The sequence below is a fragment of the Bradyrhizobium sp. CCBAU 51745 genome (assembly GCF_028128715.1).
Taxonomy (GTDB): domain Bacteria; phylum Pseudomonadota; class Alphaproteobacteria; order Rhizobiales; family Xanthobacteraceae; genus Bradyrhizobium; species Bradyrhizobium manausense.
The window spans coordinates 540336-559935 of the sequence record NZ_LBJP01000001.1 but is presented as its reverse complement, the minus strand read 5'-3'; the positions used below and the strand labels follow the sequence as shown (position 1 = coordinate 559935).

Here is a 19600-nt window from a genome sequence, read left to right as displayed (position 1 = left end):
GCTCGACGAGCAGCCACGTCTTGCTGTAGCTATTCATGGAAGCAGATGCTTGTCGGGGATGATGGCATCATGCCAGTGTTTTGCCCGACGGGTCAACGGATTTTCAGAAGTGCATAGTTCGTAGCCCCGTTGGCTCCATCCGGGCTACGGGCAGCAGATTTTCTTCTGCGCGCGCAAGCCATCGATTTCACAACCCCGTCTACTGTGCATGGGGTTGTTTTCGAGTTTTGGTTTGTGGGGCGCTAGCCGGCGCCCAGCGCGACCGCGACATTGTAGGTCAGAAGGCTCGCCGCATAGGCCAGCACCAGCATGTAGCCGAAGGTCGCCGCCATCCAGGTCCAGCTTCCGGTCTCGCGCCTGATGACGGCGAGCGTGGAGGCGCATTGCGGGGCGAAGATGTACCAGGCGAGCATCGACAGCGCGGTGGCGAGCGACCATTTGCTCGCCAGCACCTGGCCGATCTGCTCGGCCGCCTCCTTGCCGCCTTCGATCGCATAGACGGTGCCGAGCGCAGCGACCGCGACCTCGCGCGCCGCCATGCCCGGGATCAGTGCGACCGCGATCTGCCAGTTGAAGCCGACCGGCGCGAGCAGCGGTTCGATCGCCTTGCCGATGATGGCAGCCAGGCTGAAATTGATCGCGGGCTCGGTCGCGCCCGCCGGCGGCTGCGGGAACGAGGCCAGGAACCAGATCAGCACCATCATCGAGAAGATCGTGGTGCCGGCGCGCTGCAGGAACATTTTTGCGCGGGTGAAGATGCCGATGGCGATCGATTTCAGCCTGGGCACCTTGTAGTCCGGCAGCTCCAGCATGAACGGCGCCGGCGCATAGTCGCGCAGCATGAAGAATTTGATCAGGAACGAGACGACAAGCGCGCTGGTGATGCCGGCGGCGTAGAGTCCGAACATCACGAGGCCCTGCAGGTTGATGAAGCCCCAGACGTCCCTCGCCGGAATGAACGCCGAGATGATCAGCGTGTAGACCGGGATGCGTGCCGAGCAGGTCATCAGCGGCGCGATCAGGATCGTGGTCAGCCGGTCGCGCTTGTTGTCGATGACGCGCGTCGCCATGATGCCGGGAATGGCGCAGGCAAAGCTCGACAGCAGCGGAATGAAGGCGCGGCCGTGCAGGCCCGCGCCGCCCATGATGCGGTCCATCAGGAACGCGGCGCGCGCCATGTAGCCGAAATCTTCCAGCAGCAGGATGAACAGGAAGATGAGGATGATCTGCGGCAGGAACACGATCACGCTGCCGACGCCCGCGATCACGCCGTTCTGCAGGAAGCTCTGCAGCAGGCCGTCGGGCAGGGTGGCCTGCACGAACGCCCCGAGCGCGTCGAAGCCGGACTTGAGCAGGTCCATCGCCGGCTGCGCCCAGGCGAACACGGCCTGGAACATCACGAACAGGATCAGCGCCAGCACGATCAGGCCGCCGACCGGATGCAGCACGATCGCATCGATCCGCGCGGTCAAGGTGTCGGGTCTCGCAGGCAGGCTGACGCAGTCCGAGATGATGCGGTCGGCCTCGCGCTGGGTCGCGCGCAGTTCGGAGACGCTGAGTGCGCGCCAGCTGTTTTCCCGCGGTTCGGCGGCGAGCCTGGCGGAGATCTCGTCGGTCAGCTTCAAGAGGTCGGCGGTGCCGCCCTTGCGCACCGCGATCGAGGTGACCACGGGCACGCCGAGCTCCTTGGCGAGCCTGACGACGTCGACCGAGATGCCGCGGCGGCTCGCAATGTCGAACATGTTGAGCACCAGCACCAGCGGCCGGCCGGTGCGCTTCAGCTCGAGCAGCAGGCGAATGGTCAGGCGCAGGTTGGTGGAGTCCGCAACGCACAGCACGAGGTCGGGCACGATCTCGCCGGAAGCCTTGCCCAGCACGAAGTCGCGGGTGATCTCCTCGTCCGGGCTGCGGCCGCGCAAGGAATAGGTGCCGGGCAGGTCCACGATCGAGACCTGGCGCCCCAGCGGCGTGACGAAAAAACCTTCCTTGCGCTCGACGGTGACGCCCGGATAGTTCGCGACCTTCTGCCGGCTGCCGGTCAGCGCATTGAACAGCGAGGTCTTGCCGCTGTTTGGCGTGCCCACCAGGGCGAGATGCAGAAGGGGTAATTCCATGGAATCGGATTTCCGGTCGCGTGACTTAAGCGACGATGATGGCCATGGCCTCACGGCGGCGCACCGCGATGGTGATGTTGTCGACACGCACGGCGATCGGGTCGCGCCCGACCAGCCCCTCATGCAGGACCTCGACCCGGGCGCCCTCGACGAAGCCCAGCTCGATCAGCCGGCTCTCGAGCTCGATATCCGAGAGAGCCGAACCCGCCTCCTTGGCGGCGAGGTGCTGAATGACGCCGGTGTAGCCGCGCTGGGCCAGGCCCAGCGGCATCTCGCGGCGCATATCATGAGTGTCGGTCATGCCCTGTATTTTCAACGCAGGGCATGCAGGTCAAGCGCGCACGCCCGTGGAAACTGCACCTTAGAGGGATTTTAAAGTGCAGATCACGAAAAGCGCGGCCAGGCGGTCGCTATTGCGCCGGGACCTTGTCCGGCTGCATGGCGCGGCTCTTGAAGTAGTCGAGCACGAACAGGCGGATCGCCGAGGACAGGTTGCCCTGCTGGCGGGCGCCGTCGATTTCTCCGACGAGCTCGGACAGCGTCATGTTGCGCAGGCCCGAGATCTCCTTCATGCCGTTCCAGAACGCCTCTTCCAGGCTGACGCTGGTCTTGTGGCCGGCGACCACGATCGAACGCTTCACCACGGGCGACTTCATGGCTGCTCCTCGCGATCGATCCGGTGCTGGTCCAGATGCGCCTTCGCCTGGTCCGCCTGCTTCGCCTCCGCCGATCGCTCGGCCTTCGTGCGGCCGAACTTCGTTCGGTTGGCGTCCGCCTGCTTCGCCGAGGCTTCCCGCTCGGCGCGCTTCCTGAAACGATTCAGGTTGATGACGTTCCCCATGCCGCGTCTCCATCACCCGATCCTTTTCGGGCAGGATGTTACATTCAGAAGCAAGGCGCAGCGTCGCGCCCAACAAGACTTGATCGTCGTCATTCGCTCGTCCTCGTCAATCGGCCTCGAGGCCATCAAACGATGAATTTCGCCCCGTCAAGGAGCGGAGGGGGCCTTCCGTAACACGCGTCCCGGCCGCCACATTGACGGTAATCAAATCCCGTCCTTTAAACCTTATAATTATGAGCTTTTAGGGCTCCGTATCACTACGGATGGCTATCGGAATTCGGAATTCATCCTGGCCGCGTCATCTTGTCCGGCTGCACCAGGCGGTCGAATTCGTCGGCCGAGACGAAGCCGAGCCGCAGCGCCTCTTCCTTCAGCGTGGTGCCGTTGGCATGTGCAGTCTTGGCGACCTTGGCGGCGTTGTCGTAGCCGATCTTCGGCGCGAGCGCGGTCACCAGCATCAACGAGCGCTCCATCAACTCCTTGATGTGCTTTTCGTCCGCGCGGATGCCGCTGACACAATGTTCGGTGAAGGAGCGCGCCGCGTCGGCCATCAGGCGGATCGAGTGCAGCATGTTGTAGGCGAGTACGGGCTTGTAGACGTTGAGCTCGAAATGTCCCTGGCTGCCGGCGAGTGTGATCGTTGTGTGATTGCCGAACACCTGGCAGCACACCATGGTCATCGCCTCGCATTGCGTCGGATTGACCTTGCCCGGCATGATCGATGAGCCCGGCTCGTTCTCCGGCAGGATCAGTTCGCCTAGCCCCGAGCGCGGGCCAGAGCCGAGCAGGCGGATGTCGTTGGCGATCTTGAACAGGCCTGTGGCGACCGAATTGATGGCGCCGTGCGCCAGCACATAGGCGTCGTTGGATGCCAGCGCCTCGAACTTGTTGGCGGCGCTGGTGAAGGGGAGCTTCGTGATCGCGGCAACGTGCTTTGCAAACAGCTTTGCAAAGCGCGGCTTCGAATTGAGGCCGGTCCCGACGGCCGTGCCGCCCTGCGCCAGCGGATAGAGATCCCTGACTGCGACCTTCAGCCGCGCGATGCCGCTTTCGACCTGGGCGGCATAGCCGGAAAATTCCTGGCCGAGCGTGAGCGGCGTCGCATCCTGGGTGTGGGTGCGGCCGATCTTCACGATCCTGGCGAACTCCTTCTCCTTCTTGCGCAGCGCGCGGTGCAGTTCGCCGAGGGCAGGGACGAGATCGGCATTGATGCGGCTTGCCGCGGCAATATGCATCGCAGTCGGGAAGGAGTCGTTCGACGACTGGCTCATATTGACGTGGTCGTTGGGATGCACCGGCTTCTTGGCACCAAGCTCGCTGCCCAGAATTTCGTTGGCGCGGTTGGCGATGACCTCGTTGAGGTTCATGTTGCTCTGGGTGCCCGAGCCGGTCTGCCACACCACCAGCGGGAAATGATCGTCGAGCTTGCCCTCGATCACCTCGTGTGCGGCACGGATGATGGCGCCGGCTCTGCGCTTGTCGAGCAGGCCGAGCTCGAGGTTGGACTGTGCCGCCGCAAGCTTGACGATGCCGAGCGCATGGACCAGCGAAATCGGCATGCGATCGATGCCGATGCGGAAATTCTGCCGCGAGCGTTCGGTCTGCGCCCCCCAATAACGATCGGCGGGCACCTCGATGGGACCGAAACTGTCGGTCTCGATGCGGGTCGCGGGGCGAGCGGTCTTCGCAGCTTTGGCCATGGGCACATCCATTCCGCCGCGCGAGGTGCCGCACGGCCTCTTCATGTGCTCTTCTATATAGGGAGTTTGGCCAGACGCGACGGTCTCGCGGCCAGCCTAGATCATTTCTTGCGGAAACGATCGAGCCGCACGACTTCGGCGCCGCCTGGGTTCGGCGGGCTCGGCTCTTCCGCGGTCTCTGTCGGCTCAATGGCGGGCGCGGGCATCGGCACAGCCGACGGGGCAGGGGCGGCCGGCAAATTCTCGCCCGCCACTTCGGCGTCGGAGGTTTCGAACTGAAGGCCGAACTTCACGGACGGGTCGAGGAAGCTCTTGATGGCGCTGAACGGCACCACCAGCCGCTCCGGAATGCCGCCGAAGGACAGGCCGACCTCGAAACGGTCCTCGAGCACGGTCAGGTCCCAGAACTGGTGCTGCAGGATGATCGTCATCTCTTCCGGATATTGCGCCAGCAACCGGCTCGACAGCTTCACGCCCTCGGCCTTCGATACGAAGGTGATGAAGAAATGATGCTCACCCGGCAGGCCGTGGGCCGCAGCGTCAGTCAGCACTTTCTTGACCACGCCGCGCATCGCCTCGCTCGCCAGCACGTCGTATCGGATGTGATCGGTCGCCATGGTGGTCCTGTTGCATTCCAGGAGACGGGCCCCGTCGGCCCCGACTCGCCAAGCCGCAATAGTACCGCGCCTGACGGGTCAGCAGGAGTCCCCGCCGGGAAGGAAATCAGAGCTAAGTGGAGGCTTCTGTTGCCAGGTGCCTCCGAACCCCGCCTAACGGAGCTTAACCCGTTAGGACTTTAAGTTGGTCTTTCAAACTGCGTTACGCAGCCTGAGCAACCGGAGCAAAGTTGTCGTTGGCAACTATTGCAGTAGCCCGATAACGGCGGAACAATACCGGGAAAAAGTACGCCCTTTACGCCCTCGTCGATCCTATTTCGCCCCCGCCAAAGCCCGCTTTCGGGTATGCCCGCTGGTGGGCTTTGGTGGAGGCGCCGGGTACCGCCCCCGGGTCCGAATGGTTTATTGCGACGACCGTTTATTTCCATAGCCGGCGAACCGGCACTCCCAATATAGGGGGCAAAGGTTTCAAAAAACAGGGGTTTCGAGCGGAAAGGCGGGTTCCCTTTGGATAGGTCCGAGATGGGCCGGAGCCTGATCTTGGCCGCCCTCCGGCTCGCGTTCTAATCTCCTGACATGTCCACGGATTCAGCGCCGGCCGCCCAAGCGTCGGATCATCCCGCCTTTCACGTCCCTCCGCCCGGCCTGATAGCGCTGTTCCTGGCCTTTGGCCGGATGTCGCTGGCCGGGTTCGGCGGCGCCCTGGTATTCGCCCGGCACGCCATCGTCGACCAGCACCGCTGGATGACCGCGGACGAGTTCAACGAGACCTTCGCGCTCTGCCATTTCCTGCCTGGGCCCAACATCGTCAATCTGTCGATGGTGTTCGGATCGCGGCTGCGTGGCATCGCCGGCGGTGTCGCGGCCTTCACCGGCCTGCTATTGCCGCCGACGCTGATCATGACGGTGCTTGCGATCATCTACTTCAGGTTCGGCGATGCGGAGGTGCTGCGTCGTAGTCTCGCGGGCATCTCCTGCGCCGCGGTCGGCCTGCTGATCGCCGTGGTCTTCAGGATGATGACGCCGCTGCTCAAGCGGATGGACGTCGTCGTGCTCATCATGATGCTTGGCGTGTTCACAGCCATTGGCGTGTTTCGCTGGCCCTTGCAGGCGGTGTTGCTCATCGCGATTCCGTTCAGCATCGCGGCTACCTATGTGATGCGACGGAAGGCAGCAGCATGAGCAGCCAGAACCCGATCTGGGCGCTGATCTCCACCTTTGGACTGATGTCTCTATTCGCGGTCGGCGGCGCTGCTGCCGCAGTGCCCGAGATGCACCGCATCGCTGTCGATGTGCATCACTGGATGACCGAGAAGCAGTTCGCGGACGCCTATGCGATCGCGCAGCTTTCGCCAGGTCCAAACGTGCTGATCGTCACGCTGATCGGCTATGCAGTTGCCGGCATTCCAGGCGCGCTGGCCGCGACACTGGCGATGTGCCTGCCGACCGCCCTGCTTGCCTACTGTGTCGCCCGGCTGCTGAACCGGCCGAGCCAATCGCACTGGCCGGCGCTGATCCAGGCTGCCCTGGTTCCACTGTCGATCGGATTGATGGCGGCAAGTGCCTTGATCCTCGCACAGGCGATCGATCGCAGCATTGCTGCGCTGCTTCTGACCGCGACAATTGCGGTGATCGCCTCCGTCTCGCGCGTCAATCCGCTGTGGCTTCTGCTCGCGGGCGGACTGTTGGGTTTTGCTGGTATTGTGTGATGAAAATCGCTAGGCAATGATCCGGGGCGGGGATCCATTTCCAGCCGATTAGAACAACAGTGCTCGTGACTTACGGGTCGCGGAGGAGACATGCATGGCCGACACAATGGGCCACTCGGCAACAGCCACCCGAAACACCTCGGTGGCGCTCGGCTTCTGCCTGCTGGCGCTCGCACCCCAGATTTTCGAATTGATCTGGTCGATCGGGACGATCTTCGGCTGGGGCGCTGGACGCGGTCCGGCCACGGTCCTGATCAGCCACACGACGGCGCTCGTCGCCGGCGCGCCCGCTGCGCTGCTTGGCGCGATCGGCGGTGAGACCAAGAAGGCGTCATCGGATGTCTTGCTGGCGCTGATCTATTCCTATCCGTTGTTCGCAGTGGCATTCGTCACCCTGTTCATGACGATCAAGTCGGCGCAGGACTATATCGGCGGCGTCATCCTGATGGCGCTGGCGCTGTTCGCACTGTGGGCCTCGAGCGATTTGCAGGGCATGCGCGGCTTCTCCTTCGGTGCGGGCACCGCGCCGCGGATGTTCGGCGGATTGCTGGTGGCTCTGTCTGCCGCGATCGCCCTGACGGGTCTTTTGAACGAGGGACCGGCGCTGGCACATTATTCCTGGCGCGGGCCGCTGTTCGTGATGTGCGCGATCCTGTTCTTTGCCCTGGCGATCCGGCCGCTCGGCCTCGTGGTCTCGGCATTCATGAGCTTCATGATCGCCGCACTGGGATCGCATGAAACACGATGGGCCGAGGCCGCCATCGTCGGCGCCTGCCTGACAGCCGGCTGCGCGCTGCTCTTCCCTTACGTGCTCGGCCTGCCGATGCCGATGTTCCCGCGTTTCCTGGTTCAGTGAGGCTGTCATGGAGCTTTTTGCCAACCTCGCTCACGGTTTCGTCGTCGCCTTCTCTCCAATCAACCTTCTGATGTGCCTGATCGGCGCGCTCGTCGGCACGCTGGTCGGCGTGCTGCCGGGCATCGGCACCATCGCGACCGTGGCGATGCTGCTGCCGATCACCTTCGGATTGCCGCCGGTCGGCGCGCTGATCATGCTCGCCGGCATCTATTACGGCGCCCAGTATGGCGGCTCGACCACCTCGATCCTGGTCAACATTCCAGGCGAAGCGACATCGGTCGTCACCGCCATCGACGGCCACGCCATGGCCAAGCAGGGCCGCGCCGGTCCGGCGCTGGCGATCGCCGCGATCGGCTCGTTCTTCGCCGGCTGCGTTGCGACCGTGCTCATCGCCGTGCTTGGCGCGCCGCTCACAAAGCTCGCGCTGGCGTTCGGGCCGGCGGAGTATTTCTCGCTGATGGTGCTTGGCCTGATCTTCGCCGTCGTGCTCGCCAAGGGCTCGGTGCTGAAGGCGATCGCGATGATCGTGTTCGGGCTCTTGCTGTCGATGGTCGGCTCCGACATCGAGACCGGGGCCTCGCGCATGGCCTTCAACATTCCGGAGCTTGCCGACGGGCTCGGCTTTGCGACGGTGGCGATGGGCGTGTTCGGCTTTGCCGAGATCATCCGCAATCTCGACCATGGCGCCGAGATGAATCGCGATCTGGTGCAGCAGAAGATCACCGGCCTGATGCCGACCAGAAAGGACCTGATCGACTCGACGCCCGCGATCCTGCGCGGCACCGTGCTCGGCTCGATCCTTGGCATTTTGCCGGGCGGCGGTGCGGTGATTGCGTCGTTTGCCGCCTATACGCTCGAGAAAAAGCTCGCCAGGAACCCGTCGCGGTTCGGCCGCGGCGCGATCGAGGGCGTGGCGGCGCCGGAAAGCGCCAACAACGCGGCTGCCCAGACTTCCTTCATCCCGCTGCTCACGCTCGGCATCCCGCCGAATGCGGTGATGGCGCTGATGGTGGGGGCGATGACCATTCACGGCATCGTGCCGGGCCCGCAGGTGATGCAGAAACAGCCGGACCTCGTCTGGGGCATGATCGCCTCGATGTGGATCGGCAATCTGATGCTGATCATCATCAACCTGCCGCTGGTCGGCATCTGGGTGCGCCTGTTGCGCGTGCCTTACCGGCTGATGTTCCCCTCCATCGTGATCTTCTGCGCGATCGGCATCTACTCGGTGAACAACGCGCCGGTCGATGTCATCCTCGCAGGTGTGTTTGGCCTGGTTGGCTACTGGCTGATCAAGCATGATTTCGAGCCGGCACCGCTGCTGCTCGGCATGGTGCTCGGACCGCTGATGGAAGAGAACCTTCGCCGCGCATTGCTGATCTCGCGTGGTGACTGGAGCGTGTTCCTGACGCGTCCGCTCTCGGCGGTGCTGCTCGCGATCGCCGCCTTCCTGCTGGTGCTGACGCTGCTGCCCATGCTGCGCGCCAAGCGCGACGAGGTGTTCACCGAATCCGAGAATTGATCGAGGTGCACCCGCGTCGGCGTCTCCGGTAGGGGCGCGAAAACGGCGCGCCGGTTTTCGATCCGGCCGTTTTGTCAGAAGGATCAAGCCGATAGGGGAGGGGCGGAACGTGAGTTCCGCCCTTGTCGTTTCGACCGGGAACACTCATTTTTCCGGGTATAATCTCGGTGGACGGCGAATCGCCGCTGTCGCAGCGCCGGAGCGGCCGATAAGTTCGCCGCTTCCCCAAAGGCTAAATCGCACATGCACCAGTATCAGGACCTGCTCGAGCGGATTCTTTCAGACGGCGCCGAGAAGACGGATCGGACCGGTACCGGCACGCTGTCGGTGTTCGGCCATCAGATGCGCTTCAATCTGTCCGCCGGCTTCCCGATGCTGACGACCAAGCGGCTGCCGCTGAAGGCGATCGTGCATGAGCTGCTGTGGTTCCTGAAGGGCGACACCAACATCAGATATCTCAGGGACAACGGCGTCACCATCTGGGACGAATGGGCGGACGCCAATGGCGATCTCGGCCCGGTCTACGGGCATCAATGGCGCTCCTGGCCCGCGCCTGATGGACGCAGCATCGACCAGATCGCCAACGTCGTCGACATGATCAAGCGCAATCCGGACTCGCGCCGCCTGATCGTCTCGGCCTGGAATCCGGCCGAGGTCGACAAGATGGCGCTGCCGCCGTGCCACTGCCTGTTCCAGTTCTACGTCGCCAATGGAAAACTGTCGTGCCAGCTCTATCAGCGTTCGGCCGACGTGTTTCTCGGCGTGCCCTTCAACATCGCCTCCTATGCGCTGCTCACCATGATGGTGGCGCAGGTCACGGGGCTGAAGCCCGGCGATTTCGTGCACTCGTTCGGCGACACGCATCTCTATTCGAACCATCTGGAGCAGGCGCGGCTCCAGCTCACGCGCGCGCCGCGTGCGCTGCCGGTGATGAGGATCAATCCCGACGTGAAGGACATCTTCTCCTTCCGCTACGAGGATTTCGAGCTCGTCGGCTATGATCCGCATCCGCATATCAAGGCGGAAGTCGCGGTCTAGCGTCGATGTCGCTGAACATCCGCCGCGCGCGTCCCGGCGAAGCCGGGCTCGTCCTGGATTTCGTCCGCGAGCTTGCCGAGTACGAAAAGCTCTCGCATGAAGTCGAGGCGACCGAGGCTGACATTGCGGACGCCTTGTTCGGTCACGATCCAAGGCTGTTTTGTGCGATTGCGGAGTGGAGCGGCGAACCTGTCGGCTTTGCCGTGTGGTTCCTGAATTTCTCGAGCTTCAGCGGCCGCCACGGCATCTATCTCGAAGATTTGTATGTGCGGCCTTCGCATCGGGGCAAAGGTCTCGGCAAGGCGCTGCTGATCTATCTGGCGCAGGAATGCGTCGATCACGGCTGGTCGCGCCTGCAATGGGCGGTGCTCGACTGGAACGCGCCGTCGATCGCGTTCTACAAATCGCTCGGTGCCGTCATGCTCGACGACTGGACGTTGTGCCGCGTTTCCGGCCCTGCGCTGACGCGCCTTGCGGGGAGCGCGTCCTGATGGAGATCGTGTTCGTCGTTGCGATCGCGGAGAACGGAATCATCGGTGCAAGCAATGCGATCCCGTGGCGTTTGAAATCCGACATGGCGCGCTTCAAGGCGCTCACCATCGGCAAGCCCGTGATCATGGGCCGCAAGACCTTCGAATCCTTGCCGCGCCGGCCGCTGCCGAACCGCACCAACATCGTCGTCACGCGCGATGCGGCCTATCGCGCCGCCGGCGCCATCGTCACGACCTCGGCGGAGGACGCCGGCGCGGTTGCCCTTGGCGATGCCCTGCGGCGTTCGGTCGCTGAAATCGCCGTGATCGGCGGTGCGGAAATCTATCGGCAATGGCTCCACCGCGCCGACCGCCTCGAGATCACCGAAGTGCATGCGCGGCCCGATGGCGACACGCATTTCGACATCGACAAGGCGAAGTGGGAGGAGACCGAGCGCGTCCGCCATCCCGCCGGCCCGGACGACAGCGCCGACTTCTCCTATGTGACATATCGTCGGCGGCCCTCCCATTAACTGCATTCGCCAATGTTTACATTGACTTTTCCGCCCCCGAGCATAGCTCGTGAGACGGTCAGGCTTGCGTTGTAAGGGCCCTTTCGGTCCCCTATAAAGCCGGACCGGACAATGCGGGCCGGCTTTAGTTCTAGTCCCGGCCTGCCGAGGAGAACGTCGAATGCCGTGGAAGAATCAGGGCGGTGGCCCGTGGGGCTCGGGTCCGAAAGGACCATGGGGCACAGGCCCGCAACCGGTCGGGCCGAGGCCGCCGGATCTGGAAGACCTTCTGCGGCGTGGCCAGGACCGGCTGCAGCAGATCATGCCGGGCGGCTATTTCTCCGGTGTCGGCATCACGCTGATCCTGCTCATCATCGTCGCGCTCTGGCTGTTGTCGGGCTTCTTCCGGGTGCAGTCCGAAGAGCAGGGTGTCGTGCTCCGTTTCGGCAAGCATGTGCGCACCGTCGATCCGGGCCTGAATTATCATCTGCCCTATCCGATCGAGACAGTGCTGCTGCCGAAAGCGCTGCGCGTTTCCACGATTTCCATCGGCATGACGCTGATCGACGATCCGGCCCGCCGCGGCCGCTCGATCCGTGACGTGCCGGAAGAGAGCCTGATGCTGACCGGCGACGAGAACATCGTCGACGTCGACTTCACCGTGCTGTGGCGTATCAAGCCCAACGGCGTCGGCAATTTCCTGTTCAACATCCAGAACCCCGAAGGCACCGTGAAGGCGGTGGCCGAGAGCGCAATGCGCGAGGTGATCGGCCGCTCCAACATCCAGCCGATCCTGACCGGCGCGCGGACGCAGACCGAGACCACGGTGCAGGACCTGATGCAGAAGACGCTCGACGGCTACGGCGCCGGCATCCAGATCACGCAAGTGCAGATGCAGAAGGTCGATCCGCCGGCACAGGTGATCGACGCCTTCCGCGACGTGCAGGCAGCGCGCGCCAATCTGGAGCAGCTGCAAAACGAAGCGCAGACTTATGCCAACAAGATCGTGCCGGAAGCGCGCGGAAACGCGGCGCGGATCCTGCAAGCTGCCGAAGGCTACAAGGAGCAGGCGGTTGCCGAGGCCAAGGGCCAGAGCGCACGCTTCCTGAAAGTGTACGAGGAATACAAGAAGGCGCCCGACGTGACGCGTGAACGGATCTATCTGGAGACGATGGAGCGCGTGCTCGGCGGCTCGGACAAGCTGATTTATGACGGTGGCTCATCGGGCCAGGGCGTGGTGCCTTATCTGCCCCTCAATGAATTGTCTGCCAAGAAGCCTACGACGCTGGGCCAGCAACCGGGCGGAGGCACCCGATGAGGTCTCCGGTTACAGGCATCGTCGCGCTGCTTGCGGCGCTTCTGGTCGTTATCGTCGGCTATATGTCGCTGTTCACGGTGCAGCAGACCGAGCAGACCATCGTGCTGCAATTCGGCAAGCCGGTGGACGTCGTCACCGACCCCGGGCTGCACTTCAAGGCGCCCTGGAACTCCGTGATCAACATCGACAAGCGGATTCTCGACCTCGAGAATCCCTCGCAGGAGGTCATCGCGTCCGACCAGAAGCGGCTCGTGGTCGACGCCTTCGCGCGCTACCGCATCAAGGACGCGCTGCGCTTCTATCAGAGCGTCGGCTCGATCCAGGCGGCGAATCTCCAGCTCACATCGCTCCTGAACGCGGCGCTCCGTCGCGTGCTCGGCGAAGTCACCTTCATCACCGTGGTCCGTGATGAGCGCGAGAAGCTGATGGGCCGCATCCGCGAGCAGCTTGACCACGAGGCCGACGGATACGGCATCGAGGTCGTCGACGTCCGGATCCGCCGCGCCGATCTGCCGGAGCAGAACAGTCAGGCGGTCTATCAGCGCATGCAGACCGAACGTCAGCGCGAAGCGGCGGAGTTCCGCGCGCAGGGCGGCCAGAAGGCGCAGGAAATCCGCTCCAAGGCGGATCGCGAGGCAACCGTGATCGTCGCCGAGGCCAACTCGCAGGCCGAGCAGACCCGCGGCGTCGGCGACGCCGAGCGCAATCGCCTGTTCGCCGAAGCCTATGGCAAGGATCCTGACTTCTTCGCGTTCTACCGGTCGATGACCGCCTATGAGAACGGGCTGAAGAAGGACGACACCCGCTATTTGCTGCGGCCGGACTCGGATTTCTTCCGGTATTTTGGTAACCCCTCCGGCAAGACGTCGACCGAGACGCCGGCGAAACCGTAAGTTAGACAAGGGCGGCAAGTCTGGCCGCCCTTCGTCCAGACAAAAGCAGCACCACGGGAGGTTCCAATCCGATGAGGTCCATTGCGTTCGCCGACTTCCTCATCGGCTTAGGCATCCTGTTTGTGCTGGAAGGCTTGATGTTCGCGGCAAGTCCGAACTGGATGCGCAAGGCCATGAAGAGCGCCATCGCCACGCCGGACAATATCCTGCGGGCGGTGGGGATCGGCTCGGCCGTGGCCGGTTTGATCCTGATCTGGGTCATGCGACGCCCGATCTAGCCGCAGCGCCAACGCCAAAGTGAAGGCGAGCGGCGGGTTTTCGCCGTATTATCCGGGTCTTGAGGCCCGTTAAGCTCCGTGCTTGCGCCGTGCCCATGTTCGAGCGCAGTCTTGGCGCCGAATCCTTTTCTCTGGAGATCACAATGACCGCTGCCACCATTGTCCCGACCCGCTTGCGATTTGGGTTGGCTGCGCTCGCCATCGGCGCTGTCAGCGCATTCGGTTCGCCAGCCTATGCACGCGGACCGGAGGGCATCGCCGACGTCGCCGAGAAGGTGATCGACGCGGTCGTCAACATCTCGACCTCGCAGACTGTCGAGGCCAAAGGCGGCGGCAGCAACACCATGCCGCAACTGCCGCCCGGCTCGCCCTTCGAGGAATTCTTCGACGACTTCTTCAAGAACCGCAAAGGCCCGGGTGGCGGCAGCAAGGGCGGCGACAATAGCCCGCCGCGCAAGACCAACTCGCTCGGGTCCGGCTTCATCATCGACACCTCAGGTGTCGTCGTCACCAACAATCACGTCATCGCCGACGCCGACGAGATCAACGTCATTCTCAACGACGGCACCAAGATCAAGGCCGAGCTGGTTGGCGTCGACAAGAAGACCGACCTCGCTGTCCTGAAGTTCAAGCCGCCGAAGCCGCTGATTGCAGTGAAGTTCGGCGACTCCGACAGGCTGCGCCTGGGTGACTGGGTGGTCGCAATCGGCAACCCCTTCAGCCTCGGCGGCACGGTGACGGCGGGCATCGTCTCGGCCAAGAATCGCGACATCTCCTCCGGGCCCTATGACAGCTACATCCAGACCGACGCTGCCATCAATCGCGGCAACTCCGGTGGTCCGCTGTTCAACCTCGAAGGCGACGTCATCGGCGTCAACACGCTGATCATCTCGCCCTCCGGAGGCTCGATCGGCATCGGCTTTGCCGTGCCGTCAAAGACGGTTGCGGGCGTGGTCGACCAGCTCCGCCAGTTCGGCGAACTGCGCCGCGGCTGGCTGGGCGTGCGCATCCAGAGCGTCACTGACGAGATCGCCGAGAGCCTCAACATCAAGCCGGCGCGCGGCGCGCTGGTGGCCGGCGTCGACGACAAGGGCCCGGCCAAGCCCGCCGGCATCGAGCCTGGTGACGTCGTCGTCAAGTTCGACGGCAAGGACGTCAAGGACCCGAAGGATCTCTCCCGCGTCGTCGCCGACACCGCGGTCGGCAAGGAAGTCGACGTCATCGTGATCCGCAAGGGCGAGGAGCAGACCAAGAAGGTGACGCTCGGCCGCCTGCAGGATCCCGACAAGGTGCAGGCCGCGGTGAAGACCGACGAGCCGCCGCCGGAGAAGCTGGTGACGCAGAAGGCGCTCGGCCTCGATCTCGCCGTGCTGAACAAGGATCTGCGCGCGCGCTACAAGATCAAGGACAGCGTCAAGGGTGTGGTCGTCACCAATGTCGACGCCACTTCGGATGCCGCCGAGAAGCGGCTCTCCGCGGGAGACGTCATCGTCGAAGTCGCACAGGAAGCGGTCTCGAGCGGCGAGGACATCCAGAAGCGGATCGACCAGCTCAAGAAGGACGGCAAGAAGTCCGTGCTGCTGCTGGTGTCCAACGGCGACGGCGAATTGCGCTTCGTGGCGCTCAGCGTGCAGTAGGCGCGGAAAATCCTGTAGGGTGGGCAAAGCGAAAGCGTGCCCACCACTTCTAAGATGGTGGGCACGGCGCAAAGGCGCCTTTGCCCACCCTACGGCAGCGGAGTGTGAGGTAGAGCCTACGCCTCCACAAACTCCTCCCGCCGATAGCCCTGCGCATAGAGCAATGCAGTGAGATCGCCGTGGTCGATCCGTGCCGCGGCGGCAGCCGCCACCGCCGGCTTGGCGTGATACGCCACGCCCAGCCCCGCCGCCTGGATCATTGCCAGATCATTGGCGCCGTCGCCGACGACGACGGAGTCGATGTCGTCGAGATCGAACGATTCCATCAGATCCACCAGCGTCGCCAGCTTCGCCGCGCGACCCAGAATCGGCTCCTTCACCTCGCCGGTGAATTTGCCCTCGCGCACGACGAGCTCGTTGGCGCGGTGCTCCTGGAAGCCGATCCTGGCGGCGACCGCGCTGGTAAACAGCGTGAAGCCGCCGGAGACGAGGCAGGTATAGGCGCCATGCGCGCGCATGGTCGCGACCAATTCGCGGCCGCCCGGGGTCAGCGTGATGCGCTTGGCCAGCACCTCATCGACCACGCTGGCGGGGAGGTCCTTCAGCAGCGCGACGCGCTCGCGCAGCGCCGGCTCGAACTCGATTTCGCCGCGCATCGCGCGCTCGGTGATGCCAGCGACATGCGCCTTCATCCCGACGAGATCGGCGAGTTCGTCGATGCATTCCTGGCCAATCATGGTGGAATCCATGTCGGCGAGAAAAAGCTTCTTGCGCCTGAAGCCAACAGGCTGCACCACGATGTCGATGGGCAGGTCGCCGCGGAGCTCGCGCAGCCGCTCTTCGATGGCGTGACGGTCGCCTTCGAGGTTACAGTCAGCGCCGAAGGGAATGTCGACCGCAACCCCGTCGAACAGCCAGTGCGCGGGCGCTGCGCTGGGCAGCACGGCGCGGGCGCCATCGACGATGGTAGAGTCGAGCGCGGGATTGTTGGGGTTGCAGATCAGCGTGGCGACGAGGGACATTTGAGGTTTTCGTGAACGAGGGGCAAGTCGGCAGAAAGCATGTTGGCAAGGCCGTGCTTATCGCAGGCCCGACCGCCAGCGGCAAGTCGGCGCTGGCGCTCGAGCTTGCCTGCCGTGCAGCCGGAGTCGTGATTAATGCCGATTCCATGCAGGTATATCGTGACCTCCGTATCATCACGGCGCGTCCCACGCTCGACGAAGAAGCGCAGGTGCCGCATCGCCTCTACGGCCACGTCGATGCGGCCGTGAATTTTTCGGCCGGCGCCTGGGTGAGCGATGCCGCGAAGGTGCTCGACGAAGTGCGGGCCGAGGGCCACCTGCCGATCTTCGTCGGCGGCACAGGCCTGTATTTCAAGGCGCTGACGGCGGGCCTTTCAGTGGTGCCGCCGATCCCCGCCGAGGTGCGCGAGGATGTGCGCGCGCGGCTGGAGCGGAACGGCGTCGAGGCGCTGCATGCGGAACTGGCGCGCTGCGATCCGCGCGCGGCGGAACGACTGAATCTCCGCGATCGCGCGCGCATCGCGCGCGCCCTCGAAGTGGTCGAGGCGACTGGGCGTTCACTGCTCGACTGGCACCATGAGGCCCAGCCATCGCTGCTGCCCAAGGACAGCTTTCGGGCAGTGTTTCTCGCCCCAGAGCGTGACGAGCTCTATGCCCGCATCGACGCCCGTTTCGACGCCATGCTGAGGGCCGGCGCGTTGAACGAGGTCGAGCAGCTTGCCGCCCGCGGCCTCGATCCGCTGCTGCCGGCCATGAAGGCCCATGGCGTGCCGGCGCTGATCCGGCATCTGCGCGGTGAGCTCAGCCTCGAGGAGTCCGCGACGATCGGCCGGGCCGATACCCGCCACTATGCCAAGCGGCAATTCACCTGGTTCAGGCACCAATTGCCCGAATTCGAGTGGGTGAGGCCGGCGGAGGCGAGGGGCTGGCTGTCAGCCGCCGCCGATGCGGCCGGGAAGCCCGGTTGACGTGCTTTTGTGCGCGGCTTCCCGAATTTACCTCTCGCCGAACCCCGGGAACGCGGTTACACTGCCAAAATCGCGCGGAAGTGGCCGCTTTGCCTTGACATCGAGGCTTTGGTCGCTATGTTTCGCGCAACCTTTGGGAAGCCGAACATCTACCATGCGCAACATTATTACCAAACTCCTTATCGCCGTCGTACCCAGGCACACCGCCGGGGGTGGCTAGCTGCCACCCACATGACAGGCGGTGTGCATGGGCCCTCTTCGGGGCCTTTTTTATTTCCCGAACCAGACACGAACGAAGCCGCTGGCAACAGCGCATCCGGAGCAAGCCAATGAGCGACAAGAGCCACGATCCGAACCAGATGACCGGCGCAGCGATGATCGTCCGCGCACTGATCGATCACGGCGTGACCGACATTTTCGGCTATCCCGGCGGCGCGGTGCTTCCGATCTATGACGAGATCTTCCAGCAGAGCCAGGTCCAGCACATCCTGGTCCGCCACGAGCAGGGCGCCGGTCACGCCGCCGAGGGCTACGCGCGCTCGACCGGCAAGCCCGGCGTTGCGCTGGTGACCTCGGGTCCCGGCGCCACCAACATGGTGACGCCGCTGACCGACGCGCTGATGGATTCGATCCCGCTGGTCTGCATCTCCGGTCAGGTGCCGACGCATCTGATCGGCAACGATGCGTTCCAGGAATGCGACACCGTCGGCATCACGCGGCCCTGCACCAAGCACAATTGGCTGGTGCGCGACGTCAACGATCTCGCCAAGGTCCTGCACGAGGCCTTCTACGTTGCGACCACGGGCCGTCCGGGCCCGGTGCTGGTCGACGTTCCCAAGGACGTGCAGTTCGCAACCGGCACCTATCATCCGCCGCGGAAATCCGACGTGCATCGCTCCTACGCGCCACGCGTGAAGGGTGATGCGACGCAGATCCGCAAGGCTGTGGCGTTGCTCGCGGGCGCCAAGCGCCCTGTGATCTACAGCGGCGGTGGCGTGATCAACTCCGGGCCCGAGGCGACGAAGCTGCTGCGCGAGCTGGTCGAGGTCACGGGCTTCCCGATCACCTCGACGCTGATGGGCCTCGGCGCCTACCCGGCGTCGGGCAAGAACTGGCTGGGCATGCTCGGCATGCACGGCACCTACGAGGCCAACATGACCATGCATGATTGCGACGTCATGCTGTGCGTCGGCGCGCGCTTCGACGACCGCATCACCGGCCGCGTCGATGCGTTCTCGCCGAACTCGAAGAAGATCCACATCGACATCGACCCGTCCTCGATCAACAAGAACATCCGCGTCGACGTGCCGATTATCGGCGATTGCGGCAACGTTCTCGGCGACATCCTGCAAGTGTTCAAGGCGGAGGCGAAGAAGCCCGACGTCAAGAGCTGGTGGCAGCAGATCGCGCAATGGCGTGCCCGCAACTCGCTCTATTACAAGAAGAGCAATGACGTCATCCTGCCCCAGCATGCGATCCAGAGCCTGTTCGAGGCCACGCGCGGCAAGGACACCTACATCACGACCGAGGTTGGTCAGCACCAGATGTGGGCGGCGCAATTCTACGGCTTCGAGGAGCCTCATCGCTGGATGACCTCTGGCGGTCTCGGCACGATGGGCTACGGCCTGCCGGCCGCGATCGGCGTGCAGGTCGCCCATCCGGACAGCCTCGTCATCGACATCGCGGGCGATGCCTCGGTGCAGATGACGATGCAGGAGATGTCGACCGCGGTTCAATACGAGCTGCCGATCAAGATCTTCATCCTGAACAACCAATATATGGGCATGGTGCGGCAGTGGCAGCAGTTGCTGCACGGCAACCGGCTGTCGCATTCCTATTCGGAGGCGCTGCCTGATTTCGTCAAGCTCGCGGAAGCCTATGGTGGCGTCGGTCTCCAGGTTACCAAGCCCGCCGATCTCGAAGGTGCCATCAAGGAGATGATCTCGGTCAAGCGCCCCGTGCTGTTCGACTGTCGTGTCGCCGCGCTGGAAAACTGCTTCCCGATGATCCCCTCCGGCAAGGCGCACAACGAGATGCTGTTGCCCGAGCAGGCGAACGACGAGGCCACCGCCAAGGCGTTCGCCGGCGGCAAGGCGCTGGTGTGA

20 protein-coding genes and 1 other RNA gene are annotated in these 19600 nt (G+C 63.9%); 13 read left to right on the top strand and 8 right to left on the bottom strand.

The annotated features are described in order from the left end of the window. Positions 1–242: 242 nt before the first annotated feature. The 7 genes from feoB to ssrA form a co-directional block, all read right to left on the bottom strand. Positions 243–2114, bottom strand: a complete 1872-nt coding sequence (feoB, locus tag XH98_RS02675; protein ID WP_271617717.1) for a ferrous iron transporter B — start codon at positions 2112–2114, stop codon at positions 243–245. 25 nt (positions 2115–2139) lie between these two features. Then, the gene (locus XH98_RS02670; protein WP_237866121.1) at positions 2140–2415 is read right to left on the bottom strand and encodes a FeoA family protein; all 276 of its coding nucleotides are present in this window, start codon (positions 2413–2415) and stop codon (positions 2140–2142) included. Between the two features lie 109 nt (positions 2416–2524). Continuing rightward, a complete protein-coding gene (locus tag XH98_RS02665; RefSeq protein WP_057747235.1) occupies positions 2525–2770 on the bottom strand; it encodes a ribbon-helix-helix domain-containing protein in 246 nt (81 codons plus the stop codon). After that, positions 2767–2955: a DUF4169 family protein gene (locus XH98_RS02660; protein ID WP_220006107.1), complete on the bottom strand. Its 189-nt coding sequence runs from the start codon at positions 2953–2955 to the stop codon at positions 2767–2769. Before XH98_RS02660 ends, XH98_RS02665 begins: the two co-directional genes overlap by 4 nt. Before the next feature lie 284 nt (positions 2956–3239). Next, positions 3240–4667 carry a class II fumarate hydratase gene (gene fumC / locus XH98_RS02655; RefSeq protein ID WP_271602791.1) on the bottom strand — a complete coding sequence of 476 codons (1428 nt, stop codon included), beginning with the start codon at positions 4665–4667 and terminating at the stop codon, positions 3240–3242. A gap of 89 nt (positions 4668–4756) precedes the next feature. After that, complete coding sequence (locus XH98_RS02650; protein WP_271602603.1) at positions 4757–5272, bottom strand: SspB family protein; 516 nt, start codon at positions 5270–5272, stop codon at positions 4757–4759. A gap of 115 nt (positions 5273–5387) precedes the next feature. Next, positions 5388–5754: a transfer-messenger RNA gene (gene ssrA / locus XH98_RS02645) on the bottom strand. A gap of 94 nt (positions 5755–5848) precedes the next feature. On the opposite strand from ssrA, the gene XH98_RS02640 reads away from it, so the two are divergent. From XH98_RS02640 to XH98_RS02590, 11 genes are all read left to right on the top strand, one after another. Then, positions 5849–6454: a chromate transporter gene (locus XH98_RS02640; RefSeq protein WP_271617716.1), complete on the top strand. Its 606-nt coding sequence runs from the start codon at positions 5849–5851 to the stop codon at positions 6452–6454. Beyond that, complete coding sequence (locus XH98_RS02635) at positions 6451–6981, top strand: chromate transporter (protein ID WP_271602605.1); 531 nt, start codon at positions 6451–6453, stop codon at positions 6979–6981. The genes XH98_RS02640 and XH98_RS02635 overlap by 4 nt, the downstream gene beginning before the upstream one ends. A gap of 94 nt (positions 6982–7075) precedes the next feature. Then, entirely contained in the window at positions 7076–7837 is a 762-nt protein-coding gene (locus XH98_RS02630; protein ID WP_271602606.1) for a tripartite tricarboxylate transporter TctB family protein, read from the top strand. A gap of 7 nt (positions 7838–7844) precedes the next feature. Further along, the gene (locus XH98_RS02625) at positions 7845–9359 is read left to right on the top strand and encodes a tripartite tricarboxylate transporter permease (protein WP_057747241.1); all 1515 of its coding nucleotides are present in this window, start codon (positions 7845–7847) and stop codon (positions 9357–9359) included. A gap of 243 nt (positions 9360–9602) precedes the next feature. Beyond that, entirely contained in the window at positions 9603–10397 is a 795-nt protein-coding gene (locus XH98_RS02620) for a thymidylate synthase (RefSeq protein WP_220006870.1), read from the top strand. Between the two features lie 5 nt (positions 10398–10402). Continuing rightward, on the top strand, positions 10403–10888 hold the full coding sequence (locus XH98_RS02615; RefSeq protein ID WP_271602608.1) for a GNAT family N-acetyltransferase: 486 nt from the start codon (positions 10403–10405) through the stop codon (positions 10886–10888). Further along, positions 10888–11400 carry a dihydrofolate reductase gene (locus XH98_RS02610; RefSeq protein WP_271602609.1) on the top strand — a complete coding sequence of 171 codons (513 nt, stop codon included), beginning with the start codon at positions 10888–10890 and terminating at the stop codon, positions 11398–11400. Before XH98_RS02615 ends, XH98_RS02610 begins: the two co-directional genes overlap by 1 nt. 160 nt (positions 11401–11560) lie before the next feature. After that, positions 11561–12697: an FtsH protease activity modulator HflK gene (gene hflK / locus XH98_RS02605; protein ID WP_057747245.1), complete on the top strand. Its 1137-nt coding sequence runs from the start codon at positions 11561–11563 to the stop codon at positions 12695–12697. Next, complete coding sequence (gene hflC, locus XH98_RS02600) at positions 12694–13590, top strand: protease modulator HflC (RefSeq protein ID WP_057747246.1); 897 nt, start codon at positions 12694–12696, stop codon at positions 13588–13590. Before hflK ends, hflC begins: the two co-directional genes overlap by 4 nt. A gap of 71 nt (positions 13591–13661) precedes the next feature. After that, the gene (locus tag XH98_RS02595; RefSeq protein WP_057747247.1) at positions 13662–13868 is read left to right on the top strand and encodes a DUF2065 domain-containing protein; all 207 of its coding nucleotides are present in this window, start codon (positions 13662–13664) and stop codon (positions 13866–13868) included. 143 nt (positions 13869–14011) lie between these two features. Continuing rightward, on the top strand, positions 14012–15505 hold the full coding sequence (locus tag XH98_RS02590; RefSeq protein ID WP_271617715.1) for a Do family serine endopeptidase: 1494 nt from the start codon (positions 14012–14014) through the stop codon (positions 15503–15505). A 116-nt stretch (positions 15506–15621) separates the two neighbouring features. On the opposite strand, the gene serB is transcribed toward XH98_RS02590, so the two are convergent. Then, a complete protein-coding gene (gene serB, locus XH98_RS02585) occupies positions 15622–16527 on the bottom strand; it encodes a phosphoserine phosphatase SerB (RefSeq protein ID WP_271617714.1) in 906 nt (301 codons plus the stop codon). 11 nt (positions 16528–16538) lie between these two features. Between serB and miaA the strand changes: the two genes are divergently transcribed. Together miaA and XH98_RS02575 are read left to right on the top strand one after the other, a co-directional pair. Continuing rightward, the gene (gene miaA / locus XH98_RS02580; protein WP_271617713.1) at positions 16539–17495 is read left to right on the top strand and encodes a tRNA (adenosine(37)-N6)-dimethylallyltransferase MiaA; all 957 of its coding nucleotides are present in this window, start codon (positions 16539–16541) and stop codon (positions 17493–17495) included. Between the two features lie 329 nt (positions 17496–17824). Next, a complete protein-coding gene (locus XH98_RS02575) occupies positions 17825–19600 on the top strand; it encodes an acetolactate synthase 3 large subunit (protein ID WP_271602613.1) in 1776 nt (591 codons plus the stop codon).

What these genes read in the sequence shown, in the direction of transcription:
- XH98_RS02630 (WP_271602606.1), top strand. Translation starts at nt 7,076, where the DNA reads ATGGCCGACACAATGGGCCACTCGGCAACAGCCACCCGAAACACCTCG.
- XH98_RS02620 (WP_220006870.1), top strand. Translation starts at nt 9,603, where the DNA reads ATGCACCAGTATCAGGACCTGCTCGAGCGGATTCTTTCAGACGGCGCC.
- hflK (WP_057747245.1), top strand. Translation starts at nt 11,561, where the DNA reads ATGCCGTGGAAGAATCAGGGCGGTGGCCCGTGGGGCTCGGGTCCGAAA.
- XH98_RS02665 (WP_057747235.1), bottom strand. Translation starts at nt 2,770, where the DNA reads ATGAAGTCGCCCGTGGTGAAGCGTTCGATCGTGGTCGCCGGCCACAAG.
- XH98_RS02610 (WP_271602609.1), top strand. Translation starts at nt 10,888, where the DNA reads ATGGAGATCGTGTTCGTCGTTGCGATCGCGGAGAACGGAATCATCGGT.
- XH98_RS02635 (WP_271602605.1), top strand. Translation starts at nt 6,451, where the DNA reads ATGAGCAGCCAGAACCCGATCTGGGCGCTGATCTCCACCTTTGGACTG.
- XH98_RS02660 (WP_220006107.1), bottom strand. Translation starts at nt 2,955, where the DNA reads ATGGGGAACGTCATCAACCTGAATCGTTTCAGGAAGCGCGCCGAGCGG.
- serB (WP_271617714.1), bottom strand. Translation starts at nt 16,527, where the DNA reads ATGTCCCTCGTCGCCACGCTGATCTGCAACCCCAACAATCCCGCGCTC.
- feoB (WP_271617717.1), bottom strand. Translation starts at nt 2,114, where the DNA reads ATGGAATTACCCCTTCTGCATCTCGCCCTGGTGGGCACGCCAAACAGC.
- XH98_RS02595 (WP_057747247.1), top strand. Translation starts at nt 13,662, where the DNA reads ATGAGGTCCATTGCGTTCGCCGACTTCCTCATCGGCTTAGGCATCCTG.
- fumC (WP_271602791.1), bottom strand. Translation starts at nt 4,667, where the DNA reads ATGGATGTGCCCATGGCCAAAGCTGCGAAGACCGCTCGCCCCGCGACC.
- XH98_RS02615 (WP_271602608.1), top strand. Translation starts at nt 10,403, where the DNA reads ATGTCGCTGAACATCCGCCGCGCGCGTCCCGGCGAAGCCGGGCTCGTC.
- XH98_RS02590 (WP_271617715.1), top strand. Translation starts at nt 14,012, where the DNA reads ATGACCGCTGCCACCATTGTCCCGACCCGCTTGCGATTTGGGTTGGCT.
- XH98_RS02650 (WP_271602603.1), bottom strand. Translation starts at nt 5,272, where the DNA reads ATGGCGACCGATCACATCCGATACGACGTGCTGGCGAGCGAGGCGATG.
- hflC (WP_057747246.1), top strand. Translation starts at nt 12,694, where the DNA reads ATGAGGTCTCCGGTTACAGGCATCGTCGCGCTGCTTGCGGCGCTTCTG.
- XH98_RS02575 (WP_271602613.1), top strand. Translation starts at nt 17,825, where the DNA reads ATGAGCGACAAGAGCCACGATCCGAACCAGATGACCGGCGCAGCGATG.
- XH98_RS02640 (WP_271617716.1), top strand. Translation starts at nt 5,849, where the DNA reads ATGTCCACGGATTCAGCGCCGGCCGCCCAAGCGTCGGATCATCCCGCC.
- XH98_RS02625 (WP_057747241.1), top strand. Translation starts at nt 7,845, where the DNA reads ATGGAGCTTTTTGCCAACCTCGCTCACGGTTTCGTCGTCGCCTTCTCT.
- XH98_RS02670 (WP_237866121.1), bottom strand. Translation starts at nt 2,415, where the DNA reads ATGACCGACACTCATGATATGCGCCGCGAGATGCCGCTGGGCCTGGCC.